Genomic DNA, 13,529 nt, shown 5'->3' on the forward strand with positions numbered 1-13,529 from the left:
AGCCGGCGGCTCAGGCCTGGCCGAGCACGCCGAGCAGGCGCTGCACCGGCGACTCCAGGCCCCAGCGCGCCGCCAGGTCGGCCAGCCGCTCGGGGTCGGCCGGCGAGGAGGGCAGCGCCGTGGGAGAGCGCTCCAGGTCGATGTCGCGGGCCACCGCGACCACGCGGGGCGCCACCGCGAGGTAGTCGGTGGCGGCCAGGACCTTGGCCCGCGGGCCCTTGGCCAGGTCGGAGTCGGGGTCCTGGGCGGCGGCGAGGATGGCGGGGATGTCGCCGTGGCGCGACAGCAGCGTCGCGGCCGTCTTGTCGCCGACCCCGGCGACGCCCGGCAGCCCGTCGGAGGCGTCGCCCCGCAGGGTGGCGAAGTCGGCGTACTGCCCGGCGCCCACGCCGTACTTGGCGCGGACCCAGGCGTCGTCGACCCGCTCGTGGTTGCCGACCCCGCGCGCGATGTAGAGCACCCGGACGTCGGCGGCGTCGTCGACGAGCTGGAAGAGGTCGCGGTCGCCGGTGACCACGTCGACGGGCTGGCCCGCGCCGGTGGCGAAGGTGCCGATGACGTCGTCGGCCTCGAAGCCCGGGGCGCCCACGACCCGCAGGCCCACCGCCTCGAGCACGTCGCGGATGATCGGCACCTGCACCTGCAGCGGGTCGGGCACCTCCTCCACGTCGGGGTCGGACTCGACCTCCTCGACGACGCGGTGGGCCTTGTAGGAGGGCAGCAGGTCGACGCGCCACTGCGGGCGCCAGTCGTCGTCCCAGCAGCAGACGAGGTCGGTGGGGCGGTAGTCGCCGACGAGGCGGGAGATGAAGTCGAGCAGGCCGCGCACAGCGTTGACCGGGGTGCCGTCGGGGCCGGTGATCTCCGGGACGCCGAAGAACGCGCGGAAGTAGAGCGACGCCGTGTCGAGGAGCATCAGGCGGCCGGGGGCGTCGGTCTGCGGGCTGGTCACGCCCGGCAGTCTCCCACGCGACCTGCCCTACGCTGTCGGCCGTGACCACATCCGACGTCGAGGCCACCGACCGCAAGATCCTCGAGCTGCTCGCCACCGACGGGCGGATGTCCTACACCGACCTCGGCAAGGCCACCGGGCTGTCGACGTCGGCGGTGCACCAGCGGGTCAAGCGCCTGGAGACCCGCGGCCTCATCCAGGGCTACGGCGCCACCATCAACCACGCCGAGATCGGCCTGCCGCTGACCGCGCTGATCTCCATCCGGCCCATCGACCCCTCGCAGCCCGACGACTGCCCCGACCGGCTCCAGCACCTCACCGAGATCGAGTCGTGCTGGTCGGTGGCCGGCGAGGAGTCCTACGTGCTCAAGGTCCGCACCGCCACCCCCGCCGCCCTCGAGGACCTCCTGGCCCGCATCCGCCACGCCGCCAACGTCTCCACCCGCACCACCATGGTCCTCTCCACCTACTACGAGAACCGCCCGGTGACCGGCTGAGGGTGGGTCGGCGCCGGCGGCGGGTTTCACCAGCCGGCTGGCGAAACCCGCACCTGTCGGCCCACGCGTCGGCCGACAGGTGCGGGTCTGGGCCGACCGGTCGGCCGATCTCCGATTCTCGAGGGGGACAAGGAGCCCCACCGGGGCCCGGTCGCCGAGCTGTGCGCCGCGAGAACCGTGCCGAGACCCGGGCCCAGACCCAGACCTGGGCCGGGCGCGGGGCCGTGGGTCAGGCGGCCCAGACGCCGCCGGCGAGCACGGCACGGACGCGTGCGACGGTGCGCTCGGGGTGCTGCAGGTCGGCCCAGGTCAGTCGGACGCAGCGCCAGCCGGTGAGACCGACGACGAGCTGCTCGCGCCGACGCTCGCGCAGCAGGGCATCGGCCGCGGACTCGCCGGGGGCCAGCAGCGTCGTGTACTTGACCTTGCCGTCGACCTCGGCGAACACCCCGAGGTCGGGCCAGGCGAAGTCGAGCCGGGCGACGATCGCCCCGCGGGCGTCGCGGACGACGTACTGCGGGGTCGGTGTCGGCAGGTGGTGGCGCCAGAACAGGTACATCGTGCGCGACTCGGCGACGCTCTCGCAGCGCCCGTCGGCCAGTCCGACGACCAGCCGGGCGTGGAGGTGGCGGGGCCAGCGGACCGTGCTCGTCAGGCCCTGCCGCAGCGCGGGCACGGAGGTCTCGCCGCGGTGCAGGAGCGCGTTGGTGACGACCAGACCGTGCTCGACGTCGGTGAGGCTGATGACGTCGAGGGCGGTGCGCGTGCCCGACGTCGCCCAGCGGCCGTCGCGGCGGGTCAGGTCGCCGACCCTGACCGTCCCGCGGTGCTGCGCCACCCCGGCCTGCGAGCGACCGGCTCGGGCGTCGGTGCGGGTGAGGTGGACCGTGTCGGGCAGGTCCCACACCTCTGCGCCGAGCAGGTCGGCCGCACTGGTGTGCGACAGCACCACGTGGGAGCGCGCCGCCTGGTAGGCCGCCTCGGCCACCAGCAGCCGGCGCCGGCGTGCGTCGGCGCCGCGCCACAGCGCACCGGCGCAGTAGGCGCCGTGGCGCAGCCGGTGCCACTCGCCCGAGCGCACCAGTCGCGCGATGCTCTTGTCGTCGTGGCCGAGCGCGAGTGCGTCACGGGTGGAGAAGACGTCGCTCACAGCGTGGAGGCGTGGGGTCGGGTCCATGCCTCGGAGGATGACCGGGCCCGACCCGACTCAATCCGCGGTACGGCGCGCCTGTGGACAACCCCGCGGCACCCGAGCCTGTCGGCCCGGACCCGCACCTGTCGGCCCGTGCGTGGGCCGACAGGTGCGGGTTTCGCCAGCCGGCTGGCGAAACCCGCGACGCGCGGTCAGCGACTCACCAGGCCTGGAGGGCGGCGGTGCGCCGGGAGGCCTCGGCCATCTCGGCGGCCTTGAGGGCGGAGGTGTCGAGCTCGCCGTGCTCGGCCCACCAGTCGCGGCCGGCCTGGGGGAGGGTGTGGATCGGGTCGTAGTACTCGAAGGTGCGGGTGAGCGCCTCGGGGTCGGCGGCCTCGATGGAGGTGCGGTAGTTCTTCGTCCAGTAGGAGATGCCGCGCTCGGTGTCGTAGTCGGCGAGCTGGTGCACCCAGCGCTTGCCCACGAACGGCACGTCGCAGACGATGCGCGGGGTGGCGAAGCCGGGGAGGTAGCCCATGATGTGGTGCTGCAGGCGCTGGGCGTCGGCGACCGAGACCCGCCAGTGCTCCGAGAACGGGATCATGTCGCACATGTAGAAGTAGTAGGGCATGATCTGCGCGCCGTCGAGCAGCCGGAAGCACAGGTCGAGCAGCGCGTGCGGGTCGGCGTTGACGCCGTTGAGCAGCACGCCCTGGTTGCGCACGTCGCGCACGCCGGCCTCGAGCATCGCGCGGGTGGCCTCGGCGACCAGCGGGGTGATCGAGTTGGCGTGGTTGGCGTGGGTGTGGATGGCCAGCGAGACGCCGCGGGCGCGGGCCAGACCGGCGACGCGGGCGACGCCCTCGCGCACGTCGTCCTGCAGCCAGTGCTGGGGGAGCCCGACGAGGGCCTTGGTGGCCAGGCGGATGTCGCGCACGTTCTCGATCTCGAGCACCGACATCAGGAAGGCCTCGAGGCGGGGCCACGGCATGTTGGCGACGTCGCCGCCGGAGACGACCACGTCGCGCACCGAGGGGGTGCGGCGCAGGTAGTCGAGCATGTCCTCGATGCGGTTGGTGGGCTTGCCGGCGAACTTCAGCTTCTCGATCACCGGGGTGGAGTTGCCCACGAGGTCCATACGGGTGCAGTGGCCGCAGTACTGCGGGCAGGTCGGCAGCAGCTCGGCCAGCACCTTGGTGGGGTAGCGGTGGGTGAGGCCCTCGGTGGCCCACATGTCGTGCTCGTGCAGCGAGTCGCGGGTGGCGTAGGGGTGGGAGGACCAGTCGGTGCGGCGGTCGGAGAAGACCGGGATCATGTAGTGGCGCACCGGGTCGGCGTAGAAGGCGTCGGTGAGCGAGCCGGGGCCGGCGGGCTCGGTGGTCGGCGCCATCGTGTTCATCATCTGCGGCGGCACGAGCATCGACATGGTGGCGCGCTCGGCCTGGTCGCGCTCGAGGTCGGCGTAGAACCGCTCGTCGAGCAGGTCGCCCATCAGCTCGCGCAGCTGGCGCACGTTCTTGACGCAGTGCGAGCGCTGCCACTGCACCGAGGCCCACTCCTCGGCGGTGACGTCGCGCCAGCCGGGGAACCGGGTCCAGTCGGGCTCGACCAGCTCGACGCGGCGGTACGGGTACGGCTGACCCGTCTGGTCCTCCACCAGGGAGGCGATGGACGTCTCGATGCTCATAAAGGAACCGTAAACGAAGATCCTCCTGCGTGTCGAACCACGCGCCGCAAGATCTTCGGTCTCGCGGCGCTGAGGCCGTCGTCCTCTAGACCAGTCCGCTCGCCGCCAGGGTCCGACGTACGACGGGGTCGTCGGCGGGCACGCCGTAGCGCAGCGCGTAGACGGTCTCCACCAGCTCCCGCAGGCCGACCTCCTCCTGACCGTCGGCGGGCGGGGTGAGCGGCTGGTCCATGAGCAGCAGCCGCGGGGCGTGGCCGTCGTCGTGGGGCGGCAGGTAGTCGCGCACCGGTCGCAGCCGTCCGCCGAGGCGCTCGTAGAAGACGATGCGGCGGCGGTGCTCCTCGACCAGGTGACCCGCCAGACCCGGCTCGTCGGGGTCCTCGACGTCCCAGACCAGCCGGGTGCAGCCCTCCGCGCGCAGCCGGCGCGTGAGCTCGGCCCACAGCGCGGAGCCGATGCCCTGCCCGCGCCGCCCGGCGGCGAAGTAGCGCAGGAAGGTCCAGCCGGTGTCGCCGCGCCCGGCGGGCGCGGCGTCGACCAGGTCGCGCACCAGGGCCAGCCCGACGGGCACGCCCCGGCGGTCCTCGCCGTCCTCGCCGTCCTCGCCGTCCTCGCCGGCGAGGTAGACGAGCATCCGGTCGACGAGGAGGTCCTCGAAGGGGGCGAGCAGCTCGTCGGGGAAGGCGCCCTCGTAGATCGCGCGGACCGCCTCGACGTCCGCCGCCCCCAGGGACGACAGCTCGACCAGACGGGGGCTCACGCGGACCACACCCGCTCGCCACCGAGCCACGTCTCGCGCACCTCGACCTCGCGCAGCCGCGCGGGGTCGACCTCGGTCGGGTCGCCGGGGTCGGCCGACAGGACGGCGAGGTCGGCGAGCATGCCCGGCGCCAGGGTGCCGCGGCTGGTCTCCACCCGGGAGGCGTGGGCCGAGCCGTAGGTGTAGGACACCAGCGCCTCGAGCCCGGTCACCGCCTCCTCGGGCCCGCAGGGCAGCCCGCCGTCGGTGAGGCGGTTGACCATGTCGTGCATGCCCAGCAGCGGGGCGCCGTCGACGACGGGCCGGTCGGAGCTGCCGGGCACCACGATCCCCGCGTCGAGCAGGGTGCGGTGGCGGTAGGCCCACCCGGAGCGCTCCGGGCCGAGCGCGCGCAGCATGCCGTCGCCGATCTCGCCGACGAAGCGGCCCTGCGGCACCGGCACCACCCCGAGCGCCGCGGCGCGCAGCACCTGGTCGGGCCGCGAGACCCCGAAGTGCTCGATGCGGTGGCGCACGTCGGGTCGCGGCCAGCGCTCCTGGGCCTCGGCGTAGGCGTCGAGGACGAGGTCGATGGCGGCGTCGCCGATGGCGTGGGCGGCCACGCGCCACCCCGAGCGGTGGGCCTGCAGGATGCGGGTGCGCAGCGCCTCGGCGTCGTCCTGGAGGTAGCCCCGCTCGCCGGGGGTGTCGGAGAAGTCCTCGCACATGGCGGCGGTGTGGCCGATCAGCGAGCCGTCGGAGAACACCTTGACCGGCCCGAGCCGCAGCCGGTCGTCGCCCAGGCCGGTGCGCACGCCCAGGTCGAGGCCGAGCGGCATGTCGTCGTCGACGTGCGCGGTGAGCGGGTGCAGCGCGTCGGCGGCCACCATCAGCTCCACCCGCACGGGCAGGCGGCCCTGCTCGCGCGCGGAGAGGTACGCCGCGACCTCGACCGGGCTCTTGCCGATCCAGCCGCCGCCCACGCCGGCCTCGACCACCGAGGTGATGCCCTGCGAGAGGTAGACCCGCCCCGCGCGCTCGATCGCGTCGACCAGCGTGGCCACGGGGTAGGGCAGCACCAGCGCGTTGAGCAGCTGCTGCGCCTGCTCCTGCAGCAGCCCGGTCGGCCGGCCGGCGGCGTCGGTCACGACCAGGCCGCCCGGCACGTCGCGGGCGGCCTCGGCCAGCCCCAGCTCGGCGAGCAGCGGGGTGTTGACCACGCACATGTGGCCGGAGGTGTGGCGCAGCCAGACCGGTCGTCCGCCGGCGGCGCGGTCGAGGGCGTCGCGGTCGGGGTGGGCGCCGATCTTGTTCTCGTCGTAGCCGGCTCCGACCACCCAGGCGCCCTCGGGCAGGGTCGCGGCGCGCTCGGCGACCGCGGCGTAGAGCGCGTCGAGGTCGGGCAGTCGCAGGTCGACCTCGGCCAGGCTGAGGCCGTACCACGCCATGTGGTTGTGGGCGTCGTGGAAGCCCGGCACGACGACGGCGCCGCCGAGGTCGACCACCCGCCGGGCGGGCACCTCCTCGGTGGCCACCACCCGACCGTGGAGCAGGGCGAGGTGGGAGGCGACGTCGGCGCGACCGGGGCCGGTGAGGGTGCGGACCCGGGCGTTGGTGAGCAGGACGTCGGCCTGCAGCGCGGGGCTCACGAGGCGGCCCCGGCAGCGGCGGCCTCGCGGCGCAGCGCGGCCTTCTCGACGCGCTGGGAGGCGGTCAGCGGCAGCGACGCGCGCAGCTCCCAGTAGCGCGGCACCTTGAAGGCCGCGAGCCGCTCCTCGCACCACGCACGCAGCACCTCGGGCGCGTCCTCACCGAGGCCGGGCGCCACGACGTAGGCCTTGACCTCCTCGCCGCGCACCTCGTCGGGCACGCCGAGCACGGCGGCCAGACGCACCTCGGGGTGCGACTGGAGCACGTCCTCGACCTCGTGGGCGGCGACGTTCTCCCCGCTGCGGCGGATCATGTCCTTCATGCGGCCCGCGAGGTAGACACGGCCCTGCTCGTCGAGGCGGGCCAGGTCGCCGGTGGGGAACCAGCCGTCGGGGTCGAAGGGGCTGGGGTGTCCGAGGTAGCCGTCCATCATGCCCGGCCCGCGCAGCCACAGCTGCCCGTCGTCGTCGACGCGCACCTCGCGGTGGGCGGCGGGCCGGCCCAGGCAGCCGGTGCCGACCAGCGCGTCGTGCTCCTCGGCGCCGACGCGGATGTCGGCGCCGGTCTCGGTCATCCCGAAGGCCTCGTGCCAGCCGACCCCCCACCGCTCCTCGATCTCGGCGTGGCGCCCGGGCGGGATCGCCGAGCACTGCACCGCGCGCACCCGGTGGTCGCGGTCGGCGGGGTCGGGGTCCATGCGCAGCAGCAGCACGGGCATCGAGGCCAGGCAGTAGAAGTAGGTCACCTCGTGGGCGCGCACGCGGGCGAAGAAGGTGGAGGGGTGGAAGCCGTCGAGGGCCACGAGGTGGGCCCCGGCCAGCAGGGCGGTCGCGACGTTCCACTGCGGGTCGATGTAGTGGAAGGGCTGCGCGGTGAGCATGACGTCGTCGCCGGTGAGGTGGGGGAACCCGGTGGTGAGCGAGCCGGCGAGGGTCGTCCAGTACCGGTGGGGGAGCAGGCAGCCCTTCGGGCGACCGGTGGTGCCGGAGGTGTACTGCACGTTGGCGGTCGCGGCCGGGTCGACCGGCCGCTGCTCGAAGGGCGCCGCGGTGGCGGCACCGGCGTCGAGGTCGGCGACGTCGAGCACCTCGGGAGCCGGCTCGACGCCCGCCAGCACCGCGGAGTACGCCGGGGACGCCAGCACCAGCCGCACACCGGCGTCGGCGAGCACGTGGCCCGCGTCGGCGCTGCGGTAGCGGACGTTGAGCGGCACCATCGCCGCACCGAGCCGGGCCAGCGCCAGCCACGCGGTCGGGAAGTCGGCGGTGTTGCCCAGCAGCACGCCGACGCGGTCGCCCGCGCCGACCCCGCGCTCGCGCAGCTGCTGCGCCCAGGCGGCGGTGCGGGCCTCGACCGCGGCGAAGTCGAGCCGGGTGAGGCCGCCGTCGGCGTCCTCGAAGGTCCAGGCCGGTCGGTCGGGCCAGCGGCGCGCGGCCCGCACGACGAGGTCGGCGAGGCTGGCGTCCTGCAGGTCGGCCCCGGCCAGCGGCGGCTCCTCCCGGGGCGTCCCCGGGGCGTCGACCTCAGCCACGGACGAACTCCTCGCGGGGGGCCTCGCCCTCGCCCGAGAGCGAGGTGAGGACGGCGTGGTCGACCTCGCGGGCCATGGCCTCCTCGATCGTGGCGTCGAGGCCCAGGTCGAGCACCTGCTTGGCCAGGCTCACCGACAGCGGCGGCCGTGCGGCGACGCGGCGCGCGATCTCGAGGGCGACCTCCTCGTGCTGGCCCGGGGGCACGGAGCGGGCGACCAGGCCCATCGCGGCGGCCTCGGCGCCGGAGACCCGCTCGCCCAGGAGCAGCAGCTCCTTGGCGCGGGCCCAGCCCACGAGCACGGGCAGCAGCCGTGAGACCCCGCCGGTGACGCTGAGGCCGACGCTGACCTCGGGGAAGCCGAAGGCGGCGTCCTCGGCTGCGACGACCACGTCGCAGGCCAGCGCGAACTCCGCGCCGGCACCCAGGGCGTAGCCGTGCACGGCGGCGACGACCGGGCCGGGGAAGCGGCGCACGAGCCGGGTGACGTCCTGGATGGCCTCGAGCCGGGCCCGGGTCTCCAGGACGGTCTCGACCGGCTCGGGCTCCTTGAGGTCGTGGCCGGCGCAGAAGGCCCGGCCGCGCCCGGCCAGGACCACGGCGCGCGCACCGTCGGCCTCGGCGCGCCGCAGCCCGGCGGCGAGGGCGTCGGTGAGGGCGGGGACGACGGCGTTGAGCCGCTCGGGGCGGGCCAGGTGGAGCTGGGCCACCGTGCCGTCGTAGGTGTAGTCGACGCTCACCGGCGCGGCCTCCTGCTAGTCTCGGACTCCATCGATCGATCGATCGATCGGATCCGACGCTACACCACCGGGAGGCCGGATGAGAGCCGCGGAGACCGCACCGGCCCCGACGGCGCAGCGCGTGCGCGAGGCCGCCCTCGAGCTCTTCGCCGAGCGCGGCTACCACGGCACCGGGATCCGCCAGCTCGCGGAGCGCGCCGGGCTCTCCTCGGCCTCGCTCTACCACCACATGGGGTCGAAGGAGGAGCTGCTCGGCGCCCTGATGCGCGAGAGCCTCGAGCGGCTGCTGGCCGAGGCGCAGGCCGTGGCCGCCCGGGAGCCCGACCCGGGGGAGAGGCTGTGCGCCCTGGTGCGCCTGCACGTGCGCAGCCACGGCGAGCGCCCGCTGGAGACCCGGGTCGTCGACGGTGAGGTGGCCGCGCTCACCGGGCCGGTGCGCGCGGAGGTGGTCGGGCTCCGCGACCGCTACGAGGCGGTCTGGCACGACACCATCGACGCCGGGCTCGCGGCGGGGCTCTTCCACGTCAGCTCGCCGGCCCTGGCCCGCCGGGCCCTGCTGGAGATGTGCAGCGGGGTCGCGCGGTGGTTCGACCCGACCGGGCCGACGGCGCTGCCCGACCTCGCGGAGCAGTACGTCGACCTCGCCCGCGCCCTCCTCGGGGCCGATCCCACAGCGGGTCGGCGCGTCGACGGCGACACGCCGCGTCCGGTCTAGATTTCTCGGGGATTTTCACGATCCAGAGCGCCGCGCTGACCTGCGCAGACGCGCGTCGTCGCAGGTCAGCGCTCGGTTGACACCCGGGCGCGCAGAAAGCCATCGTGTGCCGTCCGCTCGCGCAGATCGCGGGAGTCGGACCGACGTCCGAGTGGCCGTGTCGGAGGGTGTGGGTGCCACGCACCTGTCCGACGCTGTTCGCGGAGGTCGGTCCGCTCCGCGGGAGTGGGCACGGAAGGATCCTGGTCCCCCTAGACAACAGCGCGGCCGCGGCAGCCGGTCTCGCCCGGGCTGGACCGACGGGTGCCGGGATCCTTCCGTACCTCTGCCGGGACACGCCCCGTACCGTGGTCGCGTGCTGATCCGGAGCCTGGGCGCCCTCCTCGCCGGTGTCGCCCTCTCGCTGGCCTTCGAGCCGGTCGCGGTGCCGGCGGTGCTGCCGCTGGCCGTGGCCGGCTTCTTCGTCTGCGCCCACGGTCTGTCGGCGCGGCGCGGGCTGGTGGTCGGCCTCGTCTTCGGGCTGTCCTTCTACCTGGTGCACATCTGGTGGATGCGCGCCGTCGCCGTGCCCGCCTGGCTCGCGCTGTCGGTGGTGGAGGCGCTGTTCTACGCCGCCCTCGGCGCCGCGGTGGCACGGCTCTCCACCGCGCCGCGCACACGAGGCGCCTGGCCACTGTGGGCGGGCGCCGCCTGGGTGGCCGCCGAGGTCGTGCGCAGCGGCTGGCCCTTCAGCGGCATGCCCTGGGGCCGGCTGGCCTTCGCCGTCGTCGACACCCCGGTGGCCGCCTCGCTGCCGTGGGTCGGCATGGTCGGCGTGAGCGCGCTGCTCGCGCTCGGCTCGGCGCTGCTGGCCTGGCTCGTGGTGGCCACGGGCCGCTCCCGGCTCGCGGCGGGCGGAGCACTGGCGGGCCTGGTCGCGCTGCTGGCGGTGCCGGCGCTCGCGCCGTACGACGCGGGGGCGCGCGAGCTCGACGAGGCCCCGAGCACCGCCACCGTCGCCGCCGTGCAGGGCGACGTGCCCGGACCGCTGGGCAACGACGTGCTCTACGACTTCCGCCAGGTGACCGAGAACCACGTGCAGGCCACCGTCGACCTCGCCGACGACGTCGCGCGCGGCGAGGCGGCCCGTCCCGACTTCGTGCTGTGGCCGGAGAACTCCACCGCGGTCGACCCCTTCAGCGACGTCACGACGCGTGCCGGGATCGAGCGGGCGGTCGGCGCGATCGGGGTGCCGGTCGTAGTCGGCGGGCTGGTCGACGACGGCCCCGACCACGTGCTCAACCAGGGCATCGTGTGGGACCCGGTCAGCGGGGCGGGGGAGCGCTACACCAAGTGGCACCCGGTGCCCTACGGGGAGTACATCCCCTTCCGTCAGCTGCTCGACTTCAACTTCGGCGAGCTCGCCCGCATCCAGCGCGACATGCGGGCCGGCACCCGGGTGGAGCCGCTCGAGGTCGCCGGGGTGAGCGTGGCCGACGCCATCTGCTTCGACATCGCCTACGACGACGGCATCTACGCCCAGGTGACCCGCGGCGGGGAGCTGCTCACCGTGCAGACCTCCAACGCCACCTTCATCCAGACCGACCAGATCGACCAGCAGTTCGCGATCACGCGGCTGCGGGCGATCGAGACCGGGCGCTGGACGGTGGTGGCCTCCACCAACGGCGTCTCGGGGGTGGTCTCGCCGACCGGCGAGGTCGTGGAGACCGCCGACCCCCGCACCACCGCCGTGCTCGTCTCGGAGGTCGGGCTCACCAGCACCGTCACCCCGGGGGTCAGGGTCGGGCCGTGGGTGGCCCGGCTGTGCATCCTGGCGTCGCTCCTCGGACTCCTGCCGGCCGTCGTCCCGTATCGTCGTCGACCCACACTCACGCACCGCACCTCCGGGAGCGCGCCCGCGCTCGCCGGTCACTCGAGCGAACGAGGCCCCGCATGAGCATCGCCGGACTCGGCCGCGTCGTCATGGTCGTCCCGACCTACGACGAGGCCGAGAACATCGCCTGGATCGTCGGGCGGCTGCGCCGGGCGCAGCCCGACGTCGACGTGCTCGTCGTCGACGACGGCTCGCCCGACGGCACCGGCGACCTCGCCGACGCCCTCGCCGCGGCCGACCCCCAGGTCAGCGTCGTGCACCGCACCGCCAAGGAGGGCCTGGGAGCGGCCTACCTCCACGGCTTCGACGTCGCGCTGCGCGCCGGCTACGACGTCATCGGCGAGATGGACGCCGACGGCTCCCACCAGCCCGAGCAGCTCGGTGCCCTCCTCGACGCGCTCCAGCAGGCCGACCTGGTGATCGGCTCGCGCTGGGTGCCCGGCGGCTCGGTCGTGAACTGGCCGTGGCACCGCCAGGCGCTCTCGCGCGGGGGCAACCTCTACGTGCGCCTGCTCCTGGGCATGTCGGTGCGCGACGCCACCGCCGGCTTCCGGGTCTTCCGGCGCACCACCCTGGAGAAGATCGACCTGTCGACGGTCGCCTCGACGGGCTACGTCTTCCAGACCGACCTCGCCGCCCGCACGCTGCGGGCGGGCCTGCGGGTGCGGGAGGTGCCGATCGAGTTCGTCGAGCGCGTGCGCGGCGACTCCAAGATGAGCGGGTCGGTGGCCTCGGAGTCGCTGCGGCGCGTCACCGAGTGGGGCCTGCGCGAGCGGCGCCGCCAGCTCGCCGAGGCCGTACGCCGCCGCCGCGCCCGCACCGCCGGGTCGGGCCGCTCGCACCGCGCGCGCAGCGGGGCGGGACGCCCGTGAGCCAGCCCGACGACGCACCCCGGCCCGGCCGGCGACCCGGCAGCCCGGCCGCCGGCCGGCGCCGCCCCTGGGCGCTGCTGCTCGTGGCCGCCTTCGTGGTGGTGCCGATCGTCGAGATCTACGTGCTGATCCAGGTCGGCCAGGTCATCGGCGTGGGCTGGACCGTGCTGCTGCTCGTGCTCGACAGCATCCTCGGGGGATGGCTCATCCGCCGCGAGGGGGCGCGCGCGTGGCGGGCGATGCGCACCACGCTGGAGGCCGGGCGCATGCCCGCGCGCGAGCTGGCCGACGGCGGGCTGGTGGTGCTGGGCGGCACGCTCATGCTGAGCCCGGGCTTCGTGACCGACGTCTTCGGCATCCTGCTCATCCTGCCGATCACGCGCCCGCTCTTCCGCGGCGTGCTCACCACGCTCGTCTCGCGACGCCTGGTGGGTGGTGTGGCCGGCGGCGGCCCCGCCGGACCGGGCGGCTTCCCGGGCGCACCCCGCCCGGACGCACGACGCCCCGGACCGGGGCCGCAGGGGCCGGTGGTCCGGGGCGAGGTCGTCGACGACGAGTAGCCGCCGCGTCGCGGGGTCCGGCCGGGGCCGGACCCGCGCGGGCGTCAGGCGGAGGCCTGGCGCTTCTTGGCGTTGGCGCGGTGGAGGTGGGCCGGGCCGATCTCGCCGCCGCGCAGCAGCTCGAGGCGCTCCTTGAGGATGTCCTCGAGCTCCTTCTCAGAGCGGCGCTCGAGCAGCATGTCCCAGTGGGTGCGCACCGGCTTCTCGGCCTTGACCTCCTTCTCGATGCCCGACGTGCTCAGCGCCTCGGCGCCGCAGCGCGGGCACTCCCACACCGCCGGGATCTCGGCCTCGACCGACATCGTGATCTCGAAGCCGTGACCCTGCGGGCAGCGGTAGCCGACCTGCTGGCGGGCCGCGAACTCGATGCCACGCTCGTCCTCGAAGCTCTGTCCTCCGAGTCGCGCTCCGCGCAACGTGCGCTCAGCCATGAGGCACCTCCAGTTCTTTGTCCCCCGGGTGGTCTGACGTGAGGCCGAAGCACGGCACGGTCGCCGTGGGCCGCGGGAACGCAGCGGCCGTCGCGATGCCGGTCTCACGAAGTGATCAACGGTACTGAGGTCCGGACAATTCCGGAAAACA

The 13,529-nt window shown here is 74.6% G+C and carries 13 protein-coding genes; 5 read left to right on the top strand and 8 right to left on the bottom strand.

The window, feature by feature from the left end; translation table 11 throughout:
* Positions 1–10 precede the first annotated feature (10 nt).
* Complete coding sequence (locus ASF47_RS13550) at positions 11–916, bottom strand: 5'-3' exonuclease (RefSeq protein ID WP_056864684.1); 906 nt, start codon at positions 914–916, stop codon at positions 11–13.
* A 77-nt stretch (positions 917–993) separates the two neighbouring features.
* On the opposite strand from ASF47_RS13550, the gene ASF47_RS13555 reads away from it, so the two are divergent.
* On the top strand, positions 994–1,449 hold the full coding sequence (locus ASF47_RS13555; protein WP_082500282.1) for an Lrp/AsnC family transcriptional regulator: 456 nt from the start codon (positions 994–996) through the stop codon (positions 1,447–1,449).
* A 229-nt stretch (positions 1,450–1,678) separates the two neighbouring features.
* Here ASF47_RS13555 and ASF47_RS13560 read toward each other — a convergent pair whose 3' ends face one another.
* The 6 genes from ASF47_RS13560 to ASF47_RS13585 all read right to left on the bottom strand — a co-directional run bounded on the left by ASF47_RS13560 (position 1,679) and on the right by ASF47_RS13585 (position 8,927).
* Entirely contained in the window at positions 1,679–2,626 is a 948-nt protein-coding gene (locus ASF47_RS13560) for a type IV toxin-antitoxin system AbiEi family antitoxin domain-containing protein (protein ID WP_082500283.1), read from the bottom strand.
* Between the two features lie 175 nt (positions 2,627–2,801).
* Positions 2,802–4,268: a KamA family radical SAM protein gene (locus tag ASF47_RS13565; protein ID WP_056864430.1), complete on the bottom strand. Its 1,467-nt coding sequence runs from the start codon at positions 4,266–4,268 to the stop codon at positions 2,802–2,804.
* Between the two features lie 85 nt (positions 4,269–4,353).
* Entirely contained in the window at positions 4,354–5,028 is a 675-nt protein-coding gene (locus tag ASF47_RS13570; protein WP_162242280.1) for a GNAT family N-acetyltransferase, read from the bottom strand.
* Positions 5,025–6,656: an amidohydrolase gene (locus tag ASF47_RS13575; protein ID WP_200919068.1), complete on the bottom strand. Its 1,632-nt coding sequence runs from the start codon at positions 6,654–6,656 to the stop codon at positions 5,025–5,027. The genes ASF47_RS13570 and ASF47_RS13575 overlap by 4 nt, the downstream gene beginning before the upstream one ends.
* Positions 6,653–8,188, bottom strand: coding sequence for an AMP-binding protein (locus tag ASF47_RS13580; protein WP_235558745.1), 1,536 nt, complete (start codon positions 8,186–8,188; stop codon positions 6,653–6,655). The genes ASF47_RS13575 and ASF47_RS13580 overlap by 4 nt, the downstream gene beginning before the upstream one ends.
* On the bottom strand, positions 8,181–8,927 hold the full coding sequence (locus tag ASF47_RS13585; protein ID WP_056864432.1) for an enoyl-CoA hydratase/isomerase family protein: 747 nt from the start codon (positions 8,925–8,927) through the stop codon (positions 8,181–8,183). Before ASF47_RS13585 ends, ASF47_RS13580 begins: the two co-directional genes overlap by 8 nt.
* A gap of 79 nt (positions 8,928–9,006) precedes the next feature.
* Here ASF47_RS13585 and ASF47_RS13590 point away from each other — a divergent pair, with 79 nt between their 5' ends.
* The 4 genes from ASF47_RS13590 to ASF47_RS13605 all read left to right on the top strand — a co-directional run bounded on the left by ASF47_RS13590 (position 9,007) and on the right by ASF47_RS13605 (position 12,947).
* Positions 9,007–9,642, top strand: a complete 636-nt coding sequence (locus ASF47_RS13590) for a TetR/AcrR family transcriptional regulator (protein ID WP_056864433.1) — start codon at positions 9,007–9,009, stop codon at positions 9,640–9,642.
* Positions 9,643–9,997: 355 nt separating this feature from the next.
* Complete coding sequence (lnt, locus tag ASF47_RS13595) at positions 9,998–11,578, top strand: apolipoprotein N-acyltransferase (protein ID WP_156697890.1); 1,581 nt, start codon at positions 9,998–10,000, stop codon at positions 11,576–11,578.
* Positions 11,575–12,387: a polyprenol monophosphomannose synthase gene (locus ASF47_RS13600; protein WP_056864434.1), complete on the top strand. Its 813-nt coding sequence runs from the start codon at positions 11,575–11,577 to the stop codon at positions 12,385–12,387. Before lnt ends, ASF47_RS13600 begins: the two co-directional genes overlap by 4 nt.
* Positions 12,384–12,947 carry an FxsA family protein gene (locus tag ASF47_RS13605; RefSeq protein WP_082500285.1) on the top strand — a complete coding sequence of 188 codons (564 nt, stop codon included), beginning with the start codon at positions 12,384–12,386 and terminating at the stop codon, positions 12,945–12,947. Before ASF47_RS13600 ends, ASF47_RS13605 begins: the two co-directional genes overlap by 4 nt.
* A 44-nt stretch (positions 12,948–12,991) precedes the next feature.
* Here ASF47_RS13605 and ASF47_RS13610 read toward each other — a convergent pair whose 3' ends face one another.
* A complete protein-coding gene (locus tag ASF47_RS13610; protein ID WP_056864435.1) occupies positions 12,992–13,378 on the bottom strand; it encodes an RNA polymerase-binding protein RbpA in 387 nt (128 codons plus the stop codon).
* Positions 13,379–13,529: the final 151 nt, after the last annotated feature.

Source organism: Nocardioides sp. Leaf285, assembly GCF_001422955.1.
GTDB lineage: Bacteria > Actinomycetota > Actinomycetes > Propionibacteriales > Nocardioidaceae > Nocardioides > Nocardioides kribbensis.

What these genes read in the sequence shown, in the direction of transcription:
- ASF47_RS13550 (WP_056864684.1), bottom strand. Translation starts at nt 916, where the DNA reads ATGCTCCTCGACACGGCGTCGCTCTACTTCCGCGCGTTCTTCGGCGTC.
- ASF47_RS13560 (WP_082500283.1), bottom strand. Translation starts at nt 2,626, where the DNA reads ATGGACCCGACCCCACGCCTCCACGCTGTGAGCGACGTCTTCTCCACC.
- ASF47_RS13565 (WP_056864430.1), bottom strand. Translation starts at nt 4,268, where the DNA reads ATGAGCATCGAGACGTCCATCGCCTCCCTGGTGGAGGACCAGACGGGT.
- ASF47_RS13590 (WP_056864433.1), top strand. Translation starts at nt 9,007, where the DNA reads ATGAGAGCCGCGGAGACCGCACCGGCCCCGACGGCGCAGCGCGTGCGC.
- ASF47_RS13600 (WP_056864434.1), top strand. Translation starts at nt 11,575, where the DNA reads ATGAGCATCGCCGGACTCGGCCGCGTCGTCATGGTCGTCCCGACCTAC.
- ASF47_RS13610 (WP_056864435.1), bottom strand. Translation starts at nt 13,378, where the DNA reads ATGGCTGAGCGCACGTTGCGCGGAGCGCGACTCGGAGGACAGAGCTTC.